The sequence below is a fragment of the Nonomuraea mesophila genome, assembly GCF_004352805.1.
GTDB classification, from domain to species: Bacteria; Actinomycetota; Actinomycetes; order Streptosporangiales; family Streptosporangiaceae; genus Nonomuraea; species Nonomuraea longispora.
On sequence record NZ_SMLD01000111.1, the window covers coordinates 1 to 21,406 of the forward strand.

Here is a 21,406-nt window from a genome sequence, read left to right on the forward strand (position 1 = left end):
GGTCGACGGTGGGGGAGGTGAGGGGGGCGAGCCATGCGGCGGCGTCGGCGGCGGCCTGCTCGTCGAGCTGGTCGCGGTGGGCGCGGGGGTGCAGGATGCGGGCGAGTAGACGCGTCATGCGGCGTCACCGCGCTCTGCGCGCTTGGGCATGGGTGCCCACACGCGGATGCCCTCGAACTCGTCGACGCCGTGCGCCTCGAGGTAATCGCCGTGTCGCGCTTTTGAAGCGGTGCCGTGGCTGATCACGTCGGCCCACGCGCGCACCTCGGCGATGTTGTCGGCTTGCCCCGACGTGGTGCCGTCCACGGCAGATGTCGACCAGTGGAGCACGGGCAAGGGGCGGTCGAGCAGCGCTAGCAGCACGGCTGTGACGGCACGCTGCCGTTCCCGGATGGCGTCGGGCGTAGGGTCTTCCATGAGACTCGCGTCTCCCTTCTGGTGGTGGTGGAGTGCGCGGGTTACCGGGTCCGGCCGGGCAATGGCCGGGCCCGCCGCGCGTTCAGCGGGCGGCCGCTCGAGCTCGCCGCGCCTCGACAGCGCGCAGCGCCTTGTCTCGCATGTGGGCGCGGTAGGCGTTGCGGGCGGCGGCCTCGACGTCCTGCTCGCGGATGCCGCGGGCGCGGGCGTCGGCGATCCAGTACGCGAGCGACCCGGGCGACGACGCACGGGCCTTATCGGTGCGTTCGGTGCGGTTGGCGGTGCGGGCCCACGAAATGTCGGCGGCGATGCGGTGCCGGGCGGACATCAGCGCACAGCCCTGAGCGCGGACTGCCGCCGCTTGTACGCGGTCACACTGTCGGGGTCGATCAGCACCCGCGCGTTGGGCGCGGTGCCGCGCTTGCGGGCGACGAGCTGACCGGACTTGATCAGGCGGGCGACCGTCCACCGGGTGCGGTCGAGCCGTTCGCATGTTTCGGCGATGCTGAGGTATTCAGGTCGGGGCATCTGTCTCTCGCTGTTGCAAGTTGGTGCGTGTGATGCGACAAGACGCTACAACGCGCACCAGAAATATGCAACAACTCGCACCATGTCGCCACAGTTTCCTGCCGGGTGGCGCATGTTGGGGATCGAGGGCTTTACGGTGCAACTGCTTGTGCTACAACTTGCAACATGACGGAACGCGGTCTTCCCCCCGCACGCCGCCTGTGGGAGCGAGTTGAACGCGAGCGAAACGCCCGCGGGTGGACCACGCTTGAGCTGGAAAAACGATCCGGTGTTGATCGATCCACCGTGTCGCGATGGCGCACGGCAAGACGTGCGCCGCGCCCCGAGACGGTGAACGCTATTGCCGATGCGTTCGGGCTTCCCCGTCACGAACTGCTCGGGGACGCCGGGCTCCTTTCCTCACCCATGAAACGCGGTCTGCATGACGCCATCACTGCCCCGATGCCCGCTGTAGACCACGCCGTGACCGGCGAAGACGACACCGACGACCTACTCGCGAAGCTGCCGCCGGCCCGGCGCGCCCTGCTTGAGCAGGTTCGGGCGGCCGAGCGCGAGCGGCTCGAACGGATCGCCGTCGCGGCCGTGCGGGAAGCCGAGGAAGCCAACCGGAAGTTCGCCGCGCTGGTCCGCGATGCCGTGCGCGGCGAGGATGACGACACGCAAGATTGATCCAATCTGACTGCGAATGTCACGTTTGACCACAGTTGGGGCCACCGGGGTAGTTGGGCTTTCAATTTCCATTCGCGTGTGATGCCATATATCGGCGCAACAACATGCACCATCCCGTGGGGGAGATAGGAAAAGTCCCGTAGCACCACCCAAAGGGGGCCCTGCCCATGCGTTCAATGCTGCTGACCTCGACAACAACGGCGTTGTGGGTCGTCAACGTGCTCTACGTGATCGCAATACGCATAGCGATCATGGAGCCGTGGCCGGCCAGTCAGCGGCTCTTGCTCGGTATCACGATCGCGGTGACGATCGCGTGGCTGCTGCACCGCAACTGCCTTGAATACCGCATCGGGTACCGCCATGGCCGTCATGACCAGAGGCAACGAGAGTACGCCCATATCGATCACTGATACAGCACCATCGGCCGTGCTCGGGCACCCTCACACCCTCGACACGAAACGGCCAATGCTATGGGCGACCAGGCGTGGAACGACCCCGAGCCCCTCGACGGGCCCGGGGTCGTTCCATGTGCTACACGCGGTCGCCCGGCGAGAACCGCGCATGCGCGGCCCGGGCCCGCTCGTCGGCGAGTTCCTCGGTGTAGTAGCGCACCATCGTTTCCGACCGCCACCCGAGCACGCGCCGCACCGCGTCGGAGTCGGCGCCCGCGGCGAGCAGCTCGTGAGCCGCCGACCGCCGGAACCGGTGCGGATGCACGCCGTCGACGCCGGCCTGCTCGCCGCGCAGCTTGAGCATGTCTTGCACGCCCGTCTTGCTGTACCGGCCGCGCAGCCCGAGCCACAGCCACGGCCCGGCCGCGCGGGGATGGCCAGCGCGCACCCGTAGGTAGCGGTCGATCGCCTGCGCCGTCTTGGCGCCGATCGGCGACCAGTGTTCGGCGCCGCCCTTGAGCACGATGCGTAGACGTCGCTCGCGCAGATCTACATCGTCAAGGCGCAAGCCGCACAGGCCGGACACGCGCATGCCGGTATCGAACAGAACGCGGATGATGGCGGAGTCTCGCCGCGCTTCGTAGTCGGCGCCGCGGCAGGCGTCGAGCAGCGCGGACACCTGATCGAGGGAGAGGTACGGACGCACCTTGGTGGGCATGTTCGGTCGGTCGGCGCGCAGCACGGGCGACACCGTGGTGCGCTCGCCCTCGGCAATCAACCAGTTGAACCACACGCCGAGGTAGAGGTGCGCGGCCCGGGCAGTCGCCACGCCCGCGCGGTCACGCTCGTGGTCGTCTGCGGCGTTCTCGTGCTTCTGCTGGGCGGTGACGCGCTGGCGCTCGTGCACCAGAAACGCGCGTACGTGCTCGGCGGCGACGCTCTCGACGTCGCCGGGCATGTCCTGCTCGTCGAGGAACGTCACGAACCGGCGGGCGGCCCGCATGTAGAGGGCGATTGTGTTGGGCGCCTTGTCCGCGGACTCGAGGGCGAGCCGCCACGAGTCGATGAGGCCGGCGAGCGGCGCGCCTGCGGGCATGGTGATGCGGGCACGGCGGGTGCGGCGGGGGGTTGAGTGGCGTTCGCGGGGTGCGAACTCGACGACGTTGCCCACGGCTTCCTCCTGGTGGTGGTGGTCGAGGGGCGCGGGCCGATTAAACGGTGTCTGACCGGTGTGCAACCGGGTCCAAATCGGTACGTTCCTAACGTTCGGCTGCCGACCTGCGGCTACGATCCGAATCCGCTGGTTTGTGGGGCGTCGTGCCCACGTCTTAATACCCGCATACGCCCGGAGGGCATAGGGTGACCGGAGTTTGGTACGCCGATGGAGGAACGATGGCCAAGGAGAAGGCGCAGGCGAGGCGCGAGCATCTGCAGAGGATGCGGGCCGAGCAGCGGCGCAAACAGCGCCGCACAGCGCTGCTCATGTGGGGCACCGGAGGTCTCATCATCGTGGTGCTCGTCGGTGTGGTGGGCTTCTACCTCGTCAAACAGGCCCGCGAGACCTCACTGGACGCGGTGACCAGCGCCCAGTACGAAGGCGGCCAGCACGTGTGGAGCAAGGTCACCTACAAGGAGACGCCGCCGGTGGGCGGCCAGCACCACAACAACTGGCAGCAGTGCGCGATCTACGACAAGCCGATCCACAGCGAGCACGCGGTGCACTCGCTGGAACACGGCGCGATCTGGATCACCTACCGGCCCGACCTGCCCAAGCCGCAGCTCGACGCGCTGACGCAGGTCGCCTCCTCCACGGGCCAGCAGGACTACATGCTGGTGAGCCCGTTCCCCGGCCTGCCGTCGCCGATCGTCGTCTCGTCGTGGGGCCACCAGCTCAAGCTGACCGACGCCAACGACCCGAAGCTCGGGGCGTTCATCAAGAAATACCAGAACGGGCCCGACACTCCCGAGCTCGGCGCCACCTGCGGCGGTGAGGCCGCCGTCACCACCACGGCCGACCAGGCGCCACTGCCGCCCGAGCCCACGGGTCAGCAGCAGTCGCCGATGGAGAGCGCGACACCGGCGCCCAGCGAGTCCCAGCAGTAAGGGCTCAGGCGAGCACGTCCTCCAGCGGTGCGCACTCCAGCCCGTGCGCCGCTGCCACCGGCCGGCTGGTCAGCCGGCCCTCGTGGGCGCTCAGGCCGAGCGCCAGCGCGGGGTCCTCGCGCATGGCCCGTCGCCAGCCGAGGTCGGCGATGGCCAGCGCGTACGGCAGCGTGACGTTGGTGAGCGCGAACGTCGAGGTGTGCGGCACGGCGCCGGGCATGTTGGCCACGCAGTAGAAGATCGAGTCGTGCACCCGGTAGGTGGGCTGCTCGTGCGTGGTCGGGCGTGAGCCGGCGAAGCAGCCGCCCTGGTCGATCGAGACGTCCACCAGCACCGAGCCCGGCTTCATCCGGCTGACCAGGTCGTCGCTCACCAGCGTCGGCGCCTTCGCGCCCGGCACCAGCACGGCGCCGATGACGAGGTCCGCCTCCAGCACCGCGCGCTCGACCTCCAGCGTGTTGGAGGCGATCGTCTGGCAGTGGCCCTGATAGATCAGGTCGGCCTGGCGCAGCTTGTCGATGTTCTTGTCCAGCAGCATCACCTCGGCCTGCATGCCGAGGGCGACGGCCGCGGCGTTCATGCCGGACACCCCGGCCCCGAGCACGACGACGTGCGCCGCCCGCACGCCGGGGACGCCGCCCATCAGCACGCCCCTGCCGCCTTCCGAGCGCATGAGGTGGTAGGCGCCGACCTGCGGCGCCAGCCGTCCGGCGACCTCCGACATGGGCGCGAGCAGGGGCAGTGCGCCGCCCGGCATCTGCACGGTCTCGTAGGCGATCGCGGTGCAGCCCGAGTCGAGCAGCGCCCGCGTGCACGCCTCGTTCGCGGCCAGATGCAGGTACGTGAACAGCACCTGGCCCTTGCGCAGACGGTGGTACTCCTCCGGCATCGGCTCCTTGACCTTCATGACCAGGTCGGCCGCGGACCAGAGCTCGTCGGCGTCGGGGATCAGCGTGGCGCCGGCCGCGGCGAAGTCGGCGTCGGGGATGGACGAGCCGGCGCCCGCGTCCCGTTCGACGTGGACCTCGTGGCCGTGACGTACCAGTTCGTGTACGCCTGCGGGGGTCAGGGCCACGCGATATTCGCTGTTCTTGACCTCTCGGGGCACACCGACCTTCATAGGACAATCCTTTTCGCCAATATGGTGATTTACCCTCATTCTTCCTTCTGTAGCGGCGAGAAGTGAGGATTGTTCGGCTGATTACCTGCGTGTCGCTCGTCCTCGATAAGCTGCCCGGCATCCCGAACGTCAGGATGAGGTCGCCATCGATGGACACACCCGAAGAGCCGCCCCCCGCGGACGACCCGGGAGAGCCGCAGGCCAGCAGGCTCACCACCATCGTGCTGATCGTCTCGCTCGTCCTCGTCGTGCTGGTGGCCGGCGTGCTCGGCACGGTCGCGGTCCTGATGACCCGCAGCCCCGACACCCCGCTGTTAGGCGGCACGCCGCCCACGCGGCTGTCCGTGCCGATCCACTTCGCCCCCGTCAGGGAGACCAAGCCCGCGCCCTGCCCCGGCGACCCCGCCGTGCTCGACGCCGAGCAGACCACCTGCTACCTGCTGGAGGACGGCGTCACGGTCGGCGCCGTGCAGAAGATCGAGCCGGTGCGCGAGAAGGACGGCCAGTACTCCGTACGCATCGCGATCGCGCCGGCGTTCAAGGAGCGGCTGGTCCAGCTCATCGACGAGCAGGTGCCCGAGCAGCGGCAGGTCGCCGTAGTGCTGGCCCCCGAGAAGCCCGAGGTGCCCAAGACCGTGCTGGCCGCGCCCATCGTCACGCAGCACATGGACGGCGACAGCATGAGCATCGCGGGCTACACCAAGGAGGAGGCCGACGCGCTGGTGGCCCGCCTGCTGGGCGGCACATCGAGCCCGGCGCCCACCGGCCCCGCCACGAGCGCCCCCGTCCCGACCGGACCCACGTCCACCGGACAGGCCTCGACCGGACCGACCACCGGTCCCACGTCCGGCGGTGTCCCGTCCCAGCCGCCCTCCACCGGCCTTCCGCAGACCACGCAGACCGGCGGCACCGGCACGACACAGACCGGCGCCGCGCGTGCCACCGACCGCCGCTACGCGAGCTGCAAGGAGGCCGTGGCCGCCGGCGACGGGCCCTACTACCGGGGCAGGCACGTCGAGTACGCCTGGTACACCGACGTCGACCGCAACGGCGTGGCCTGCAACAGCGCCGACCTGCGCTAGGTGAACAGCAGTTCCAGCCCGTCGATGGCGAAGTAGGCCAGGAAGACCAGCGAGACGATCCAGAGCAGCAACGGGATCTCCGGGAAGCGGCCCTTGGCCGCCTTGATGAGGGTGTAGACGATCACGCCGGCGCCCACGCCGTTCGTGATCGAGTAGGTGAACGGCATCAGCGCGATCGTCAGGAACGCCGGCACGGCGAGGTCGAGGTCGTCCCAGGGCACGTTCCTGCTCTGCGTCATCATCAGCGCCCCGACCAGTACGAGCGCGGGCGCGGCCGCCGCGGCGGGCACCACCGAGGCCAGCGGCGTGAACAGCAGCGTCACCCCGAGCAGCGCCCCGGTCGCCACGCTGGCCAGGCCGGTCCTCGCGCCCTCGCCGACGCCGGCGGCCGACTCGACGAAGACGGTGTTCGCCGAGGCGCTGACCGAGCCGCCCACCATGCCGGCCACGCCGTCCACGGTCAGGATCCGGCCCAGCCGGGGCACCTGCCCGCGCTCGTCGATCAGCCCCGCCTCGTCGCTGACACCGATGATCGTGCCCATGGCGTCGAAGAACCCGGACAACACCAGCGTGAACAGCACGACGGTCGCCGTCAGCGCCCCCGCCGTGGCGAAGCCGCCGAACAGGTCGAAGGCGCCGACGAGGGAGAAGTCCGGTGCCGAGACCAGCGACTCGGGCACGCGCGGCGCGACCACGCCCCACGCCCGCGGCGGGATGGTGGCCAGCGAGTTCACCAGGATGGCGAGGACGGCGGTGACGGCGATGCTGACGAGGATCGCGGCCGGGGTCCTGCGGACGTACAGGACGATCATCAGGAGCAGGCCGAAGCAGAACACCGCAACCGGCCAGCCCGCGAGGTGCCCGGTCGCGCCGAGCTGCACGGGCGTGCCCTCGCCCGCCGCCACGAACCCGGCGTCCACCAGGCCGATCAGGGCGATGAACAGCCCGATCCCCACGCTGATGGCGTGCTTGAGCGCGAGCGGGATCGCGTTCATGATCAGGGTGCGCAGGCCGGTCACCGCCAGCACGATGATGACCAGGCCCTCCAGCACCACCAGGCCCATGGCCTGCGCCCACGTCATGTGGGGCGCGGCCTGGTAGGCGACCACGGCGTTCAGCCCGAGCCCCGCGGCCAGGCCGAAGGGGGCGTTGCCGACGACGGCCATCAGCAGGGTGGAGACGGCGGCGGCCAGGGCGGTCGACGTGGTCAGTTCGGCGATGGAGAGCCGGGCGCCGGTGACGTCCCTGGCCCCGGCCAGGATGATCGGATTGAGCAGGATGATGTAGGCCATGGCCATGAAGGTCGTGACCCCACCACGCACCTCACGGCCGACGGTCGTCCCCCGCCCGGTGAGCTCGAAGAGCCTGTCGAGCACGCCATCCCCCTCAACGATCAAGGGGGCATGCCCCGGGAGTTACCCGGCGGGGGACGAGATCACCCCTTCTGGTGCCGTCCCTGACCCACCAGGCCGAGGAACTCGTCGAGCGCGATCCTCCCGTCGCCGTCGTTGTCGGCCGACCGGATGAACGCCTCGATCTCGCTCTCGGACACGCCCTGCCCGCCCAGCGCCTCGTTGGCCTGGCGGATCTCGGCGGCGGTCAGCAGGCCGTCGCCGTCGGCGTCGAAACGCCGGAACTCCGCCTCGGCCGCCTCATGTGCGCTTGTCATCAGATACCTCCCCGTCGGTGCACAAGGCGATATCTTCCGGCCTGATCGGAACGCGAGTCAACCGGAGCCCGGTCGCCGCGCGCACCGCCGCCGCGATGGCAGGGGTGGAGGAGAGGGTCGGAGGCTCGCCCGCGCCGCGCAACCCGTACGGCGCCGCAGGGTCTGGATTTTCCAGGATTTTCGTTTGCATGGGCGGCATGTCGAGGATGGTGGGAATCAGGTAGTCGGTGAACGACGGGTTCAGCACGAGGCCGTCGCGGACCTGGATCTCCTCCATCAGCGCCAGCCCCAGCCCCTGCGCGGACCCGCCGTGGATCTGGCCCTCCAGCGCCTGCGGGTTCAGCACCCGGCCCACGTCCTGCACGGCCGCCAGCTCGACCACCTTGACCAGGCCCAGCTCCACGTCCACGTCCACGACCGCCCGGTGCACGCACAGCGCGAGCTGGGTGTGCGAGTCGCCCTGCCCCGTGATCGGATCCATCGGGTACGTGGGCCGGTGCCGGTACTCGCGCGTCTCCTCGATCGGCCCGGACCTCTCCAGCGCCTCCCGCGCCGGCAAACCCTCGAACCGATCCCGTACGGCCTGGCAGGCCGCCCGCACCGCGCCTCCGGTGACGTACGACTGCCGTGAGGCCGACGACGAGCCGGCCGAGCCGACCGCGGTGTCGGCGGTGGCCACGGTGACGTCGGCGACGCCCAGCTCCGTGCGCGCGATCTGGGCCTGGAGCGTCACCAGCCCCTGACCCACCTCGGCCGCCGCCGTGTGCACGGTGACGTGCGGCACGCCGCCCACCAGCTCGGCACGCACCCGGGCCGTGGAGTAGTCGTCGAAGCCCTCGGAGAAGCAGATGTTCTTGATCCCGACGCCGTAGCCGACGCCGCGGCGCACCGCCTCGCCGTGCGTGGTCTGCGAGACGCCACCCGGCAGCGCCCGCAGATCCGTCGCGGGCGGCCCGTCCGGCAACGTCCGCAGGTCCGTCACGGGAGGTGCCTCCGGCAGCGGCATGGCCTCCAGCTCGCGCAGCATCCCGGCCAGCGGGGCCGGGGCGTCGATCAGCTGGCCGGTGATGAGGCGTGAGCCCTGCGCGACGGCGTTGCGCACCCGGAGCTCGACCGGCGACAGGCCGCACGCCTCGGCCAGCCGGTCCATCTGCGACTCGTACGCGTAACACGCCTGCACCGCGCCGAACCCGCGCATCGCGCCGCACGGCGGGTTGTTGGTGTAGACGCCGGTCGCGTCCACGCGGACGTTCGGCACCTCGTACGGCCCCACGCCGAGCGAGGCGGCGTTGCCCACGACGGCGGGGGAGGACGAGCAGTAGGCGCCGCCGTCCAGCAGGATGTCGGCCTTGACGTAGACGAGCCGGCCGTCGCGGGTGGCGCCGTGCTCGTAGCGCATCAGCGCCGGATGGCGGTGCACGTGGCCGAAGAACGACTCCTCGCGGCCATAGACGATCTTCACCGGGCGGTTCAGCCGCAGGGCCAGCATGCAGGCGTGCACCTGCATCGACAGGTCCTCGCGCGCGCCGAACGCGCCTCCGACGCCCGACAACGTCAGGCGTACCTTGTCGTGCGGCAGGCCGAGGCAGGGGGCGAGCTGGTCGCGGTCCACGTGCAGCCACTGGGTGGCGATGTACAGGTCGACGCCGCCGTCCTCGGCCGGCACCGCAAGGCCCGACTCGGGGCCGAGGAAGGCCTGGTCCTGCATGCCGACCTCGTACTCGCCGGTGACGACGACCTCCGCCTCGAACGTGTCGCCCCGGCGTACCGGCTGGTGCCGGACGACGTCCCGCGCCTCACGCGGGTCGGTGACGGCCTCGCGTACCTCGTAGTCCACCACGATCGCCGCGGCCGCCCTGCGGGCCGTCTCCGGATGGTCGGCGGCCACCAGCGCCACCGGCTCGCCCTGGTAGCGGACCTGGTCGATGGCCAGCACCGGCTGGTCCTGGCGGTCCAGCCCGAAGAACTTGACGCCCGGGACGTCCTCGTGGGTCAGCACGGTCAGCACCCCGTCGATCTTCAGCGCCGGGCTCACGTCGATCGAGCGGATCCACGCCGACGGATGCGGGCTGCGCAGCGTCACGCCCCACACCATGCCGTCCAGCCACAGGTCGGAGGCGTAGGCGAACTCGCCGGTCACCTTCAGCACGGCGTCCGGGCGCCGCGCGCTCTCACCGACGCCCTGTCCTGCGGTGGTGGTGCTCGCCGTCTCCGTCATCTTCCGAGTAGAGCACCGCCGCCGGTTCCGTCCTATGCGCCCGGCGTCAAATCCCGGTCAGCGGTTGTGCCTACCTCCTTGTATATTCCTCCAAATGCGCATTTCTGACCTGCTGGCCATGGAGGAGCTGCGCCTCACGCTCCTGGCCGGCGACCCCGCCCGCGAGTTCGGCACCGTGCACATCACCGACCTGCCCGAGCCCGGACGGTACCTGAGCGGCGGCGAGCTGGTGCTGTCCGGCCTCATGTGGCGGCACGAGCCAGGGGACTCGGCGCGCTTCGTGGCCGCGCTGACCGAGGCCGGCGTCGCCGCGCTCGGCGCCGGGCAGGCCTGGCTCGGCCACGTGCCGGGCGACCTGGTGGCCGCCTGCGAGGCCGCCGGGCTGCCGCTGGTCGAGGTGCCGACCGAGGTGTCCTTCCGTACGCTCGCCGAACTGGTCGTGCCGCGCCTGTCCGGCGACGTCCGCGACGCGCTCGGCAGCCACCGCAGGCTCGTCGCCGCCATGGCCGAGGGCGCGGGCCTGCCCGAGCTGTTCCGGATGACCGCCGCCGAACTGGGTGTCACCGGCGCCGTCGTGTCCGCGTCCGGCGAAGTGATCGTCGGGGCGGCCGACGACCCCGTGCGGCTGGCCACGGCGTACCTGACGGCGCCCCGGCTGCCCGCACGGGCCGGCGACACCACGATCTTCGCGGTCGGACGCGGCCACCGGGCCGCGGGCTGGGCGCTGGCCTGCGACGGCGACCTGCTTGGCAGGGCCGACATCGGCTACGAGCTGGCCGCCTGTGTGGCGCTCGAACGCAGCCGGATGGAGGAGGGGCACAGGGTCGAACGCCGCCTGGTCGGGCAGCTCGTCGCCGCCGCGCTCTCCGAGGCCGACCTGCCCGAGCTGACCGCCAGGCTGCGGACGTGCGGCATCGACGCGGCGGAGCCGTACGCGGTCGTGAACGCCACCGTGCCGAGCACCGCCCCCGGCCCCGCCGCTCCCGACGCGCTCGCCCCCGACACGCTCGGCGGCCAGGTCGTCGAGGAGCTGCTCGGCCGTGAGGCGGTCGCGGCCGTGAGCACGCCCACGGGCGCGGGCTCGACCGGCGCGGTCGCCGTGGTGCCCCTGCGCGGGCGCGGCGCCTCGGAGGTCGCGGACCGGCTGCGCGCCGGCGTACACGTGTTGTCGGCCCTGCAGGGGACGCGGGTCTGCGTCGGGCTGAGCGGCGCGCTGACCGGCGCCGCCGCCGTCAAGGGCGGGATCGAGGAGGCCGGTCACGCCAGGCGCCTGGCCGAGGCCCGCGACGGCGGCGTGGTGACCAGCGACGAGATCTACACGCACGCGCTGCTGCTGGCCACGGTGCCGGCCGACGTGCGCCGCTCGTTCACCGACCGGCTGCTCGCGCCGCTGCTCGACTACGACCGCACCCACCAGTCGGAGCTGGTGCGCACCCTCCGTGTCTACCTCGACCGCGCCGGATCGTGGAACGCCTGCGCCGAACGGCTGCACGTGCACGTCAACACCGTCCGCTACCGGGTGCGCAGGATCGAGGAGCTGACCGGCAGGGACCTGTCGGCGATGGCGGACCGGGTCGACTTCTTCCTCGCGCTCAGAGACACGGGCCCGCCCGGCTAGGGACCCGCCGCCACTCCTCCTGGTGCGCCTGGGCGACGCGCTCGCCGAACAGCACCGCGTCCACCTGGCCTGGCCCGAGGTGAAGGACGTATCCGGCGGACGTGCCCGGCAGCAGCCGCGAGGGCTCCAAGGTGCGGCACAGGCCGGAGATGTAGGTGTAGACGCTCTGCTCCGCGTTGCGCGGGGCGTCGTCGCCCCAGATGCCGGAGACGAGCCGGTGCATCGGGACGGGCCGGGCGAGGGCGGAGGCGAGCAGTGCGAGAGTGACCTGTTGCCGGGCGGGACCGAACTCGATGGGCTCGGTCTTCCGCTCACCGGTGACCGCGCCGAGCAGGCTGGAGGATGCGGGCTGGAGAAACTCCTGTGAGCGGAATTGAGGGGCACACCTGACGATGGCGTGCCTCATCGTCCCCGGGTGTCGAAGGTGCAGTGCGGTGCACGTTTCCGATGCCGGGGGTGTGCCCCTGTGGCCTGAGGGCCTCAGCAGCAGTCGCTTGAGTCCTGATTGGCTGTGACGGGGGACATTTCGGCACTTGCGGCCGTAGCATTGCCCGCAAGGGCTGCAGCGACCATCATCGCAGTGACCAGTGCCGACAGGGCAATACGCATACGCATGGGGGTTCTCCCTCGCCTATGTGGGGGTTGCTCGGACTATATCTTCTCAGGGAGCGACGACTGTGACCACATCTGACCTGGTTGGACTTCGCATCAAGACAGTTCGGCGACAACGCGGCCTGTCGCAGGCACAGCTGGCGCATCCCGAGTTGTCGGACAGTTACGTCTCGTTGATCGAGAGTGGCAAGCGTACCCCGACTCCTGCCGTTCTGGAGCTTTTGGCCCAGAAATTGGACTGTTCGCTGTCCTATCTCATCAACGGTGTGACCGCCGAGCAGATGGAGGACATCGAGCTGGCTCTCGGTTACGCCCGCCTGGCGCTCGAGAACGGTGAGGTCGCCGAGGCCCGCACCCGCTTCCGCGAACTGCTGGCCAACAGCAACCTGACAGGGTTGCCCACACTTCGTCAAGACACCGAATTCGGACTGGCCCTCGCCCACGAGGCGGCCGGCGCGCTCGACGAGGCGATCCCCATCCTGCTCAAGCTCCGCGACGAGGAGCTGTCCGCCGAGCGGCGCATCGAGGTCGCCATGGTGCTGTGCCGCGCCTACCGCGACAGCGAGCGGCTGACCGAGGCCGTCGCGGTGGGCGAGCAGATGCTGGGCGGCAGCGCCCGCCTTCCTTGGACCGATCCGCTCGTCGAGCTGGCCGCGACGCTGCTGTCGGCCTACATGCACCGGGGCGACCTGCTGCGCGCCCGCCAGTTCTCGGCCGAGCTGCTCAACGCGGCCGACGCGCTCGGCACGCCGCGCTCGATCGTGGCCGCCAACTGGATCGCCTCCAACGTCGCCTACAACACCGGTCACAACGAGGAGGCGCTGTCCTTCGCCGAGCGGGCCATGGCGGTGCAGCTGGAACACGGCCACCCGCGCAGCGTCGCCAGGATGCGCCTCGCGCTCCTGCAGCAGCGGCTCAAGGCGCGGCCCGCCGAGGCCACCACCGTACGCGACGAGTTGCGCGCGACGGTCGCCGAGTTCGAGCAGACCTCGACCAGCACCATCGACAAGGCCCGGGTCCACGTGGAGCTGGCCTACGCCGAATACATGCTCGACGACCTCGACAAGGCCGTCGAGCACGCCAAGATCGGCAGAGGCCTGGTCCCCGAATACGGTCACGTGCTCGGTGCCGAGGCCAACCTGCTGCTCGGCAGGGTCTACGGCTCCGTCGGGCGCTCCGCCGAGGCCGCCGGTCACGTCGCGTCCGTGCGCGACTGGCTGACGCCGCTGCCCGACTCCCGCCGTTCCGCGTCGACCTGGCTGGCCACGGCCGAGACGATCGAGGAGCTGGGCGATGCCGAGGGAGCGGTCGAGGCCTACCGGCGGGCACTGGCCTGCGCGGGCCTGTAGCCGGTCCAGAGATCGGAGTCCGGACCGGGCAGGGGCGTCGGTAGCCTTGAAGGTGCCATGAAGAGATCCCCGTTCGCGGTCTTCGCCGCGATTCTCGCCGCCGCCCTGCTCGTGTCCGGCGCCGCTCCCGCCCTGGCCCACGATGCGCTCAAGAGCAGCTCGCCGGCCAAGGGCGCCAAGGTCGAGGCCCTCGACGAGGTCGAGCTCGAGTTCACCGCCAAGGTGCGCATGCCGTTCGTGATCGTACGGGGCCCCGGCGACGACCAGCACCAGCAGGGCAAGCCCGAGCTGGACGGCGCGGTCGTGCGCCAGGCGGTCAAGGGGCCGCTGCCCGACGGGAAATACACGATCGCCTACCGGGTCGTGTCCTCCGACGGGCACCCGATCGAGGGGGAGATCCCGTTCCGGGTCGAGGGGGCGCGGACGCCGTCCCCCAGCGCTGAGGAGGAGACGGCGGCGAGCCAGGCGCCCGCGAGCCCCGCGCCGTCGGAGCCCGCCGCTTCCGCGCTCCCGTCCGAGGGCAGCGTCGCGGACGGTGGCGTGCCCGCCGACCAGGCCTCGGCGCAGCAGGACGTCACGTTCCCCGTCTGGCTGATCATCGTGATCGGCGCGCTCGTCGGCATCGGCATCGGGTTCCTGCTCAGCGCGCGGAAGAAGAAGCCATGAGCCGGGCGGCGCGTCTCACGCTCGCCGGCGCGGGGGCCGCGATCGCCGCCCTGGTGATCGGCATGATCGCCGGAGGCAGCGCCTTCCCCAAGATCATTCCCGGGCTGCCTGACGCCGGCGCCGTCGTCAGGTGGGGGCTGCCGCTGTCCAAGCTGCTCATGGACGCGGCGGGAGTCGCCACCGTCGGCCTGCTCCTCATGGCCGCCGTGCTGCTGCCCAACGACAAGGGCGTGCTCGGCGGGAGCGCCGTCGACTACGTCAAGGCCAGCTCGTGGGCGGCGCTGGCGTGGTCGGGGTCGGCCTTCCTCGCCATCCTCTTCGGGGCCGCGGAGTCCATCGGCAGGACGGTGCCCCAGATCCTCGAGCGCACCATCCTGACCAGCTACGCCACCCAGACCACGCAGGGAGTCGCGCTGACGCTCGTGGTGCTGTTCGGGGTGGCGATCGCGCTGTTCTCGCGCGGCGCCATCACCGCCGGAGCCGCGGCGGGGCTGCTGGTGTTCGCGCTGGTGACGATGTTGCCCGCGCCGTTGACCGGGCACAGCGCCTCCTCTCCCAACCACGACCTGGCCACCTCGTCGGTCGCGCTGCACCTGCTCGCTCTCGCCCTGTGGGTGGGCGGGCTCGTCGTGCTGACCGTCCACGCACTGCGCGCCCAGCCGCGGCTGGAGGTGGCCGCCTCCAGGTTCTCCCGGATGGCCCTGTGGTGCTACGTCGGCGTGGGGCTGTCCGGGGTGTTCAGCCTGGTGGCCCGGCTGGGCGCGGTCTCCGACCTGTGGACGTCCGAATACGGCCTGCTGGCCGTGGCCAAGATCGTGGCGTTCGTGCTGCTCGGCTACGTGGGCTACTGGCACCGCCAGCGTACGCTGGCCGACCTCGCGGCCGGCCGGCCCCGGGCGTTCACCCGGCTGGCGAGCGGCGAGACGCTGCTCATGCTCGCCACCGTCGGGCTGGCCGTGGCGCTGTCGCGCACCCGGCCCCCCGACGTCGTCGTGCCCGCCGACCGGGCGTTCGAGCTGCTGGGCTTCCCCGTGCCGCCGGAGCTGTCACTGGCGAACGTGTTCACGCTGTGGTGGTTCGACCTGTTCTTCGCCGTGGTCGCCGCGGTCCTGGCCGGGCTCTACGGCGCCGGGGTCTACCGGCTGGCGCGGCGGGGTGTCGCGTGGTCGTGGGGCCGCACGGCGTCCTGGTTCATCGGTGTGGCGCTGCTGGTGTTCGCCACGCAGAGCGGGCTGGCCCGCTACGCCAAGGTCATGTTCAACGTGCACATGATCGAGCACATGACGCTCTCCATGGTCGTGCCCATCTTCCTGGTGCTCGGCGGCCCCGTCACGCTGGCCTTGCGCGCGCTCAAGCCGGCGGCCAGGAGGGGCGACCGCGGGCCGAGGGAGTGGATCACCACGATCCTGCACAGCCGGTTCACCAAGGTCGTCACCCACCCCCTGGTGGCGACGTCCATCTTCGTGACGTCGACGTACGCGCTCTACTTCACGCCGCTGTTCGAGTCGGCCATGCAGGAGCACCTCGGGCACATCGCGATGACGCTGCACTTCCTCATCAGCGGGTGCCTGTTCTTCTGGGTGATCGTCGGCGTCGACCCGGGGCCGCACCGGCTGCCGTACGTCTGGCGGCTGCTGATGCTCTTCGTCACCATGCCGTTCCACGCGTTCTTCGGCATCGCCCTGATGATGATGGGCACGGTGATCGCCTCCGGCTGGTACGAACAGCTCGGCCGCCCCTGGGGCGACACGCTGCTGCAGACGCAGCGCGACGGCGGGGCCATCGCCTGGGGCTTCGGTGAGATTCCGACGCTGATCGTGCTGCTGGCCATCGCGGCGCAGTGGTACAAGGACGACGACAGGCAGGCGCGGCGCACCGACCGCAGGGCCGATCGCTCCAGAGGAACCGGAGACCCGGAACTCGACTCCTACAACGCCTATCTCGCCCGTCTCAACCGTGCTGACAAAGGCGAGTAACCGTTGGGCCACGGCCTTCTGTCTTCTCGGCACACGCTTCGCGACCGGCGGGTAGCCTGACCTCCAGGGGAGACGGGCATAACCTTGTTCGCCGGCGGGCGCAGCCTTGAGGGGGATTGCGCACCGCGCGGGTTCAGGAGCGCCGGAGTGGGGACCGGCGCGAGCCCGGTGCCAAGAGAGGCGAGACCATTGGCGGAAGAAACGCGGATGCGCGGCGGGCAGAGCCTGGCCGAAGCGCTGGAGACCTGCCTCACCGAGTGGTCGGAGCGCACGGGGATCGTGGTCGAGACCTGGGCGCTGCCCGCGACGGACGTGCCGTCGCGCGTGACGCGCGGCGTCATGACCACGATGGGCGAAGCGCTGTCGAACGTCGAGCGGCACAGCACGGCCAAGACCGTCTCCATCGCCGTGACCGCGGGCAGGAACGGGCTGCGTCTGACCGTCAGCGACGACGGCCAGGGCTCTCCCGCGCCGGTGACGGGGCGCGGGATCGCGAGGATGCGGGCGGCCTTCGCGGAGATCGGCGGCAGCCTGTCGGTCAACAGCGTGCCCGGAGAGGGCACCACGGTGAGCGGAGTGGTGCCCATGGCGCGGTGACGCCGGCGCGCGGTCAGGGCAGGGTGAGGATCTCGCTGCCGGTGTCGGTGACCACGATCGTGTGCTCGAACTGGGCCGTACGCTTGCGGTCTTTCGTGACCGCGGTCCACTTGTCGGGCCAGATGTCGTAGTCGATGGTCCCCAGCGTCAGCATCGGCTCGATGGTGAACGTCATCCCCGGCACCAGCTCCACCCGCAGCGACGGGTCGTCGTAGTGGGGCACCATGAGGCCGGAGTGGAAGCTCGTGCCGATGCCGTGGCCGGTGAAGTCGCGCACGACCCCATAGCCGAACCGCTTGGCGTAGGCCTCGATGACGCGGCCCACGACGTTGAGCTGCCGGCCCGGGGCGACCGCCCTGATCGCGCGCATCATCGCCTCGCGCGTGCGCTCCACCAGCAGCCGCGACTCTTCGTCGACCTCGCCCACGAGGTAGGTGGCGTCGGTGTCGCCGTGGACGCCGCCGATGTAGGCGGTGATGTCGACGTTGACGATGTCGCCGTCGCGCAGCACGGTGTCGTCGGGGATGCCGTGGCAGATCACCTCGTTGATCGACGTGCACAGCGACTTGGGATAGCCCTTGTACCCGAGCGTGCTCGGGTAGGCGCCGTGGTCGATGAGGAACTCGTGGCCGATCCTGTCGAGCTCGTCGGTCGTGACGCCCGGCCGGACGTTCTTCCCGACCTCCTCGAGTGCCTGGGCGGCGATCCTGCCCGCCACCCGCATACGCTCGATCGTCTCGGGGGTCTTCACGTCGGACTCGCCGGTGGTGGGGCGCTTCTTGCCGACGTACTCCGGCCGCTCGATGTGGGCGGGGACCTTTCGCATGGGCGAAACTCGCCCTGGCTGGAGCAGTGTCGTCATGAAACATGAGTCTACGGGGCAGAATTGACCCCGTGAGCGAAGGCCAGTGGTGGTTCTGCCTCAAGCACATGAGAGTCGAGCCCGACAAGGGATGCCCCAACAAGGACCGGATGGGGCCCTACCCGTCCGAGCAGGAGGCCGCCGGAGCGCTGCAGCGCGCCGCCGACCGCAACAAGGCATGGGATGAGGCCGACGAGGACGACGACTAAGGCACGACGGCGTACGCCCTGACCGGAAACGTGCCGAGTCCGGCGACCAGCGGCGGCGCGGCGTGGAAGCGGAAACCGTCGTCGGGCAGCGCCTCCAGCCCCGTCAGGTGCTCCACGATGGGGATGCCCGCCCGCAGCAGGAGCGAGTGGGCGGGGCGCTCGCCCTGCGGCGGGGTGTCGTCGATGTTGAGCGAGTCGATACCGACCAGCGCCGGGCCCTGACCGGCCAGCCAGGCCGCCGACTCGGGCGCGAGGTGGGGGTGGCCGTAGGCGTAGGCGTCGGTGCCGAAGTGGCGGTCCCAGCCCGTGTGGATCAGCACGGCCCGGCCGCGTACGTCCAGCGTCCGGTCGAGGCTCACCACGCGCTGCCCCGCCGCCCGGACCACCAGGCCGGGGAGGTCGGCCAGCTTCGACAGCGGCACCTGCGACAGGTCGTCGCCGCCGGCGTAGCGGTGGAACGGCGTGTCGACGTAGGTGCCGGTGTTGGCGGCCAGCGTGATCACGCCGATGTGGAACTCCGTGCCCGGAGCGTACATCGCGCGTGAGTCCTCCCGGCTCAGGTGCACCCCGAGCTTCGGACCGGGGATGCCGGGGAAGGTCGTCATTCCCTCGACGACACGGTGGCTGAGCTCGACGATCATCGAAGCCTCCTCAGTCGGTCACCTGCGGGCCGCTGACCTTCTCCAGCAGCCGGGCCAGACGCTCGCGCAGCCCCAGACGCCGCTCCACCTCGCCGGCCGCCGCGCTCACCAGGTGCTGCGCGCCGTCGAACGTCACCGGCCCGCTGGGCGGCACCGCGATCGCGTCATGGGCGAGGCCGGTCAGCTCGGCGTCGCCGCCCTCGATCGCCAGGATCGTCGCGCCCGTACGCCGCGCGTCGTCGACGCGTTCGAGCAGCGGGACCGGGGCCTGCTGCTCGGCCAGCACGAACAACGTCTCGCCCCGCGCCGCCCGCTCCAGGCGGTCGAGGCCGACGCGCAGGTGGGCGGGAGCGTCGCTCGGCGGGGCCCAGCGGACCAGCGTGGGCGTGAGCTGCGTCAGCCCGGAGTAGCGGGCCTCGTCGCTGAGGTGCGCGGTCAGGTGCCAGGGCTCGTCGTCGGGCGGGCCGACCAGCAGCAGGCCGCCGGGCGAGCGGGTGGTGCGCAGGGCGAGACCCAGCTCGCGCGCGCGGTCGATCCAGCCGGTGTCGGCCAGGAGCTCGCGCAGGAGTGCCACCGATCCTGAGTCCATCTCCCCATGGTGCCCGACGTCGTCCTCACGGGGAGGCTGATTCGGGAGTGGCGTCCGGGCACCAGGTGGCCGCCGCCCGTCAAAACAGGCCTTGACAGGGGGTTACCTGCGAGTAACGATCGGGCTCGCGGCGCCGCCCCCCCGAGTGCGTGATCCTCAAGAGAAGGGCGGCACATGACCTCACGTGTGCGCGTCAGCATGTCCGTATCCCGGTTATCGGCGCTGTTGTCGGCGGTGTTGCTGGTTCTGTCCCTCATCGCCACCCCTGCCCGCGCCGCGACTCCCGGCGACGTCGTCTCGGCCCGGCCCACCACCGTCTACCTGCTGCCGGGCAAGCTGCTCGAGGTGCCGGTCAACGCCTGGCACGTCCTCTACCACTCCACCTCTGCCACCGGCTCGCTCAACACGGTCTCCGGCACGCTGCTCGTGCCAAAAAGCCGCTACCCGCTCGGCACGCGCCCCGTCGTCGGGTACGCCGTCGGCACCCACGGGCTCGGCGACCAGTGCGCCCCGTCCGTCAGCATGGCCCAGGGCCGCGAGGCCGAGCTCGCCCTGGTGAGCCTGCTGCTGCTCAAGGGGTTCGCGGTGGCGATCACCGACTACGAGGGGCTCGGCACGCCCGGGCCGCACACGTACATGGCGGGGATCTCCCAGGGGCACGCCGTGCTCGACTCGGTCAGGGCCGCCACGCGCGTGCCCGGCGCCGGGCTGTCGAACCGGGCGCCCGTCGCCGTCATGGGCTACTCCCAGGGCGGCGCGTCCGCCGGATGGGCCGCCCAACTGCAGCCCGCGTACGCGCCCGAACTGCGGCTCCGGGCGGTCGCGGCCGGCGGCGTGCCCGCGGACCTGCACGCCGTGGCCCGCCACCTCGACGGCGGCGACGACTTCGGGCTGGCCGCGGCCGCCGGGGCGGGACTCGACGCCGCCTACCCGGAGCTCGACCTCGACGCCGACCTCAACGATCGCGGCCGGGCACTGCTCGCCGACGCCGCCGGCGACTGCGTGGGAGACCTGGACAAGCTGGCAGGGCTCCGCTTCTCCGACCTCAGCCCGATCGACCTGCTCGGCCAGCCCAAGTGGCAGGCGCGCCTGGCGGAGAACCGGCTCGGGTCCGTGGCCCCGCGGGTGCCGATGCTCCTGTACCACGCCACCGGGGACCAGATCATCCCGCTGTCGGTGGGGTCGGCGCTGCGCTCGCAGTACTGCCGGGCCGGGGTGAACGTGCGCTGGACCAAGCTGCCCGCGCCCGACCACGTCACCGGAGCCGTCGAGGGCGGGCCGCTGGCCGTCGGGTGGCTGGCGCTGCGGTTGTACGGGCTGCCCGCGTCCGGCAACTGCTGACCCGCCGCCGGGTCAGACCCTCACCCTGCCGGGCTCGCCCGCGGCGAGCCCGGCTGCGGGTCCGCGGGGGCGGAGCTGGCATGATCTGGCTATGACTGACGTTAACGGGCTTTCCATCGGCATCCTCGGCGGCACCGGCGACCAGGGCAAGGGGCTGGCGCGGCGGCTCGCGCTCGCGGGGCATCCGGTGCTGATCGGATCGCGCAGCGCCCAGCGCGCCCAGGAGGCGGCTGCGTCCATCGGAGCGGGCGTGACGGGCGACGCGAACGCCGCCGTCGCCTCGCAGGCCGACCTGGTGATCGTCGCGGTGCCGTACGACGGGCACAAGGCGCTGCTGGAGTCCCTGCGCGCCGAGCTGGCCGGCAAGATCGTGGTCGACTGCGTCAACCCGCTCGGCTTCGACAAGCAGGGCGCGTACGCGCTGCCCGTCGAGGAGGGGAGCGCGGCGCAGCAGGCCGCCGCCGTGCTGACCGACAGCCGTGTGGTGGCCGCCTTCCACCACGTGTCGGCCGTGGTGCTGTTGGACCCGGCGGTGGAGAAGGTGGACCTCGACGTGCTGGTGCTGGGCGACGACCGCGAGGCCACCGACACGGTGCAGGCCCTCGCCGAGGCCATCCCGGGGGTGCGGGGCGTCTATGGCGGACGGCTGCGCAACGCCTGCCAGGTGGAGGCGCTGACCGCCAACATCATCTCCATCAACCGCCGCTACAAGGCGCACGCCGGGCTGCGCATCACCGACATCTGACCC

Annotated in this window: 24 protein-coding genes; 12 read left to right on the forward strand and 12 right to left on the reverse strand. The window is 71.1% G+C overall.

Annotated features, from left to right (window positions below):
• Nucleotides 1–114 precede the first annotated feature (114 nt).
• The 3 genes from E1295_RS32210 to E1295_RS32220 all read right to left on the reverse strand — a co-directional run bounded on the left by E1295_RS32210 (nucleotide 115) and on the right by E1295_RS32220 (nucleotide 945).
• Nucleotides 115–417 carry a hypothetical protein gene (locus E1295_RS32210; protein ID WP_132636274.1) on the reverse strand — a complete coding sequence of 101 codons (303 nt, stop codon included), beginning with the start codon at nucleotides 415–417 and terminating at the stop codon, nucleotides 115–117.
• Nucleotides 418–499: 82 nt separating this feature from the next.
• A complete protein-coding gene (locus E1295_RS32215) occupies nucleotides 500–745 on the reverse strand; it encodes a hypothetical protein (RefSeq protein ID WP_132636276.1) in 246 nt (81 codons plus the stop codon).
• Nucleotides 745–945 carry a helix-turn-helix domain-containing protein gene (locus E1295_RS32220; RefSeq protein WP_132636278.1) on the reverse strand — a complete coding sequence of 67 codons (201 nt, stop codon included), beginning with the start codon at nucleotides 943–945 and terminating at the stop codon, nucleotides 745–747. Before E1295_RS32220 ends, E1295_RS32215 begins: the two co-directional genes overlap by 1 nt.
• 165 nt (nucleotides 946–1,110) lie before the next feature.
• Here E1295_RS32220 and E1295_RS32225 point away from each other — a divergent pair, with 165 nt between their 5' ends.
• Entirely contained in the window at nucleotides 1,111–1,614 is a 504-nt protein-coding gene (locus tag E1295_RS32225) for a helix-turn-helix domain-containing protein (protein WP_132636280.1), read from the forward strand.
• Nucleotides 1,615–1,781: 167 nt separating this feature from the next.
• On the forward strand, nucleotides 1,782–2,024 hold the full coding sequence (locus E1295_RS32230; RefSeq protein ID WP_132636282.1) for a hypothetical protein: 243 nt from the start codon (nucleotides 1,782–1,784) through the stop codon (nucleotides 2,022–2,024).
• A gap of 121 nt (nucleotides 2,025–2,145) precedes the next feature.
• Here the strand turns inward: E1295_RS32230 and E1295_RS32235 are convergent, their stop codons facing one another.
• A complete protein-coding gene (locus tag E1295_RS32235) occupies nucleotides 2,146–3,177 on the reverse strand; it encodes a tyrosine-type recombinase/integrase (protein WP_132636284.1) in 1,032 nt (343 codons plus the stop codon).
• A 221-nt stretch (nucleotides 3,178–3,398) separates the two neighbouring features.
• Between E1295_RS32235 and E1295_RS32240 the strand changes: the two genes are divergently transcribed.
• Nucleotides 3,399–4,109 carry a thioredoxin-like domain-containing protein gene (locus E1295_RS32240; protein WP_132636286.1) on the forward strand — a complete coding sequence of 237 codons (711 nt, stop codon included), beginning with the start codon at nucleotides 3,399–3,401 and terminating at the stop codon, nucleotides 4,107–4,109.
• Nucleotides 4,110–4,113: 4 nt separating this feature from the next.
• Here E1295_RS32240 and ald read toward each other — a convergent pair whose 3' ends face one another.
• Nucleotides 4,114–5,229 carry an alanine dehydrogenase gene (gene ald / locus E1295_RS32245; RefSeq protein ID WP_132636288.1) on the reverse strand — a complete coding sequence of 372 codons (1,116 nt, stop codon included), beginning with the start codon at nucleotides 5,227–5,229 and terminating at the stop codon, nucleotides 4,114–4,116.
• 149 nt (nucleotides 5,230–5,378) lie between these two features.
• On the opposite strand from ald, the gene E1295_RS32250 reads away from it, so the two are divergent.
• Complete coding sequence (locus tag E1295_RS32250; protein WP_166427502.1) at nucleotides 5,379–6,311, forward strand: excalibur calcium-binding domain-containing protein; 933 nt, start codon at nucleotides 5,379–5,381, stop codon at nucleotides 6,309–6,311.
• Here E1295_RS32250 and E1295_RS32255 read toward each other — a convergent pair.
• The 3 genes from E1295_RS32255 to E1295_RS32265 are packed head-to-tail and all read right to left on the reverse strand — an operon-like array spanning nucleotide 6,308 to nucleotide 10,198.
• Nucleotides 6,308–7,687 (reverse strand): NCS2 family permease, encoded by a 1,380-nt coding sequence (locus tag E1295_RS32255; RefSeq protein WP_132636292.1) that lies wholly within the window; start codon nucleotides 7,685–7,687, stop codon nucleotides 6,308–6,310. The two genes, E1295_RS32250 and E1295_RS32255, sit on opposite strands and share 4 nt — an antisense overlap.
• 59 nt (nucleotides 7,688–7,746) lie before the next feature.
• Entirely contained in the window at nucleotides 7,747–7,980 is a 234-nt protein-coding gene (locus tag E1295_RS32260; RefSeq protein WP_132636294.1) for an EF-hand domain-containing protein, read from the reverse strand.
• Nucleotides 7,964–10,198 (reverse strand): molybdopterin cofactor-binding domain-containing protein, encoded by a 2,235-nt coding sequence (locus tag E1295_RS32265; protein ID WP_132636296.1) that lies wholly within the window; start codon nucleotides 10,196–10,198, stop codon nucleotides 7,964–7,966. The genes E1295_RS32260 and E1295_RS32265 overlap by 17 nt, the downstream gene beginning before the upstream one ends.
• A gap of 94 nt (nucleotides 10,199–10,292) precedes the next feature.
• Between E1295_RS32265 and E1295_RS32270 the strand changes: the two genes are divergently transcribed.
• Entirely contained in the window at nucleotides 10,293–11,816 is a 1,524-nt protein-coding gene (locus E1295_RS32270) for a PucR family transcriptional regulator (protein ID WP_132636298.1), read from the forward strand.
• On the opposite strand, the gene E1295_RS32275 is transcribed toward E1295_RS32270, so the two are convergent.
• Nucleotides 11,791–12,222 carry an AfsR/SARP family transcriptional regulator gene (locus tag E1295_RS32275; RefSeq protein ID WP_132636300.1) on the reverse strand — a complete coding sequence of 144 codons (432 nt, stop codon included), beginning with the start codon at nucleotides 12,220–12,222 and terminating at the stop codon, nucleotides 11,791–11,793. The genes E1295_RS32270 and E1295_RS32275 overlap by 26 nt on opposite strands.
• Before the next feature lie 271 nt (nucleotides 12,223–12,493).
• Between E1295_RS32275 and E1295_RS32280 the strand changes: the two genes are divergently transcribed.
• From E1295_RS32280 to E1295_RS32300, 4 genes are all read left to right on the forward strand, one after another.
• Complete coding sequence (locus tag E1295_RS32280) at nucleotides 12,494–13,777, forward strand: helix-turn-helix domain-containing protein (protein WP_132636302.1); 1,284 nt, start codon at nucleotides 12,494–12,496, stop codon at nucleotides 13,775–13,777.
• 57 nt (nucleotides 13,778–13,834) lie between these two features.
• A complete protein-coding gene (locus E1295_RS32285; protein ID WP_132636304.1) occupies nucleotides 13,835–14,443 on the forward strand; it encodes a copper resistance CopC family protein in 609 nt (202 codons plus the stop codon).
• Entirely contained in the window at nucleotides 14,440–16,419 is a 1,980-nt protein-coding gene (locus E1295_RS32290; protein ID WP_132636306.1) for a bifunctional copper resistance protein CopD/cytochrome c oxidase assembly protein, read from the forward strand. Before E1295_RS32285 ends, E1295_RS32290 begins: the two co-directional genes overlap by 4 nt.
• Before the next feature lie 207 nt (nucleotides 16,420–16,626).
• Nucleotides 16,627–17,016, forward strand: coding sequence for a sensor histidine kinase (locus E1295_RS32300; protein ID WP_166427503.1), 390 nt, complete (start codon nucleotides 16,627–16,629; stop codon nucleotides 17,014–17,016).
• Nucleotides 17,017–17,029: 13 nt separating this feature from the next.
• Here the strand turns inward: E1295_RS32300 and map are convergent, their stop codons facing one another.
• Nucleotides 17,030–17,878 (reverse strand): type I methionyl aminopeptidase, encoded by an 849-nt coding sequence (map, locus tag E1295_RS32305; RefSeq protein WP_132636312.1) that lies wholly within the window; start codon nucleotides 17,876–17,878, stop codon nucleotides 17,030–17,032.
• A gap of 5 nt (nucleotides 17,879–17,883) precedes the next feature.
• Here map and E1295_RS32310 point away from each other — a divergent pair, with 5 nt between their 5' ends.
• Nucleotides 17,884–18,087 carry a hypothetical protein gene (locus E1295_RS32310; RefSeq protein WP_132636314.1) on the forward strand — a complete coding sequence of 68 codons (204 nt, stop codon included), beginning with the start codon at nucleotides 17,884–17,886 and terminating at the stop codon, nucleotides 18,085–18,087.
• Here the strand turns inward: E1295_RS32310 and E1295_RS32315 are convergent.
• Entirely contained in the window at nucleotides 18,084–18,728 is a 645-nt protein-coding gene (locus E1295_RS32315) for a cyclase family protein (RefSeq protein WP_132636316.1), read from the reverse strand. The genes E1295_RS32310 and E1295_RS32315 overlap by 4 nt on opposite strands.
• A 10-nt stretch (nucleotides 18,729–18,738) precedes the next feature.
• On the reverse strand, nucleotides 18,739–19,317 hold the full coding sequence (locus tag E1295_RS32320; RefSeq protein ID WP_132636318.1) for a hypothetical protein: 579 nt from the start codon (nucleotides 19,315–19,317) through the stop codon (nucleotides 18,739–18,741).
• 174 nt (nucleotides 19,318–19,491) lie between these two features.
• On the opposite strand from E1295_RS32320, the gene E1295_RS32325 reads away from it, so the two are divergent.
• Together E1295_RS32325 and npdG are read left to right on the forward strand one after the other, a co-directional pair.
• Nucleotides 19,492–20,658: a lipase family protein gene (locus E1295_RS32325; RefSeq protein WP_220448999.1), complete on the forward strand. Its 1,167-nt coding sequence runs from the start codon at nucleotides 19,492–19,494 to the stop codon at nucleotides 20,656–20,658.
• Nucleotides 20,659–20,749: 91 nt separating this feature from the next.
• Nucleotides 20,750–21,403, forward strand: coding sequence for an NADPH-dependent F420 reductase (gene npdG / locus E1295_RS32330; protein WP_132636320.1), 654 nt, complete (start codon nucleotides 20,750–20,752; stop codon nucleotides 21,401–21,403).
• Nucleotides 21,404–21,406: the final 3 nt, after the last annotated feature.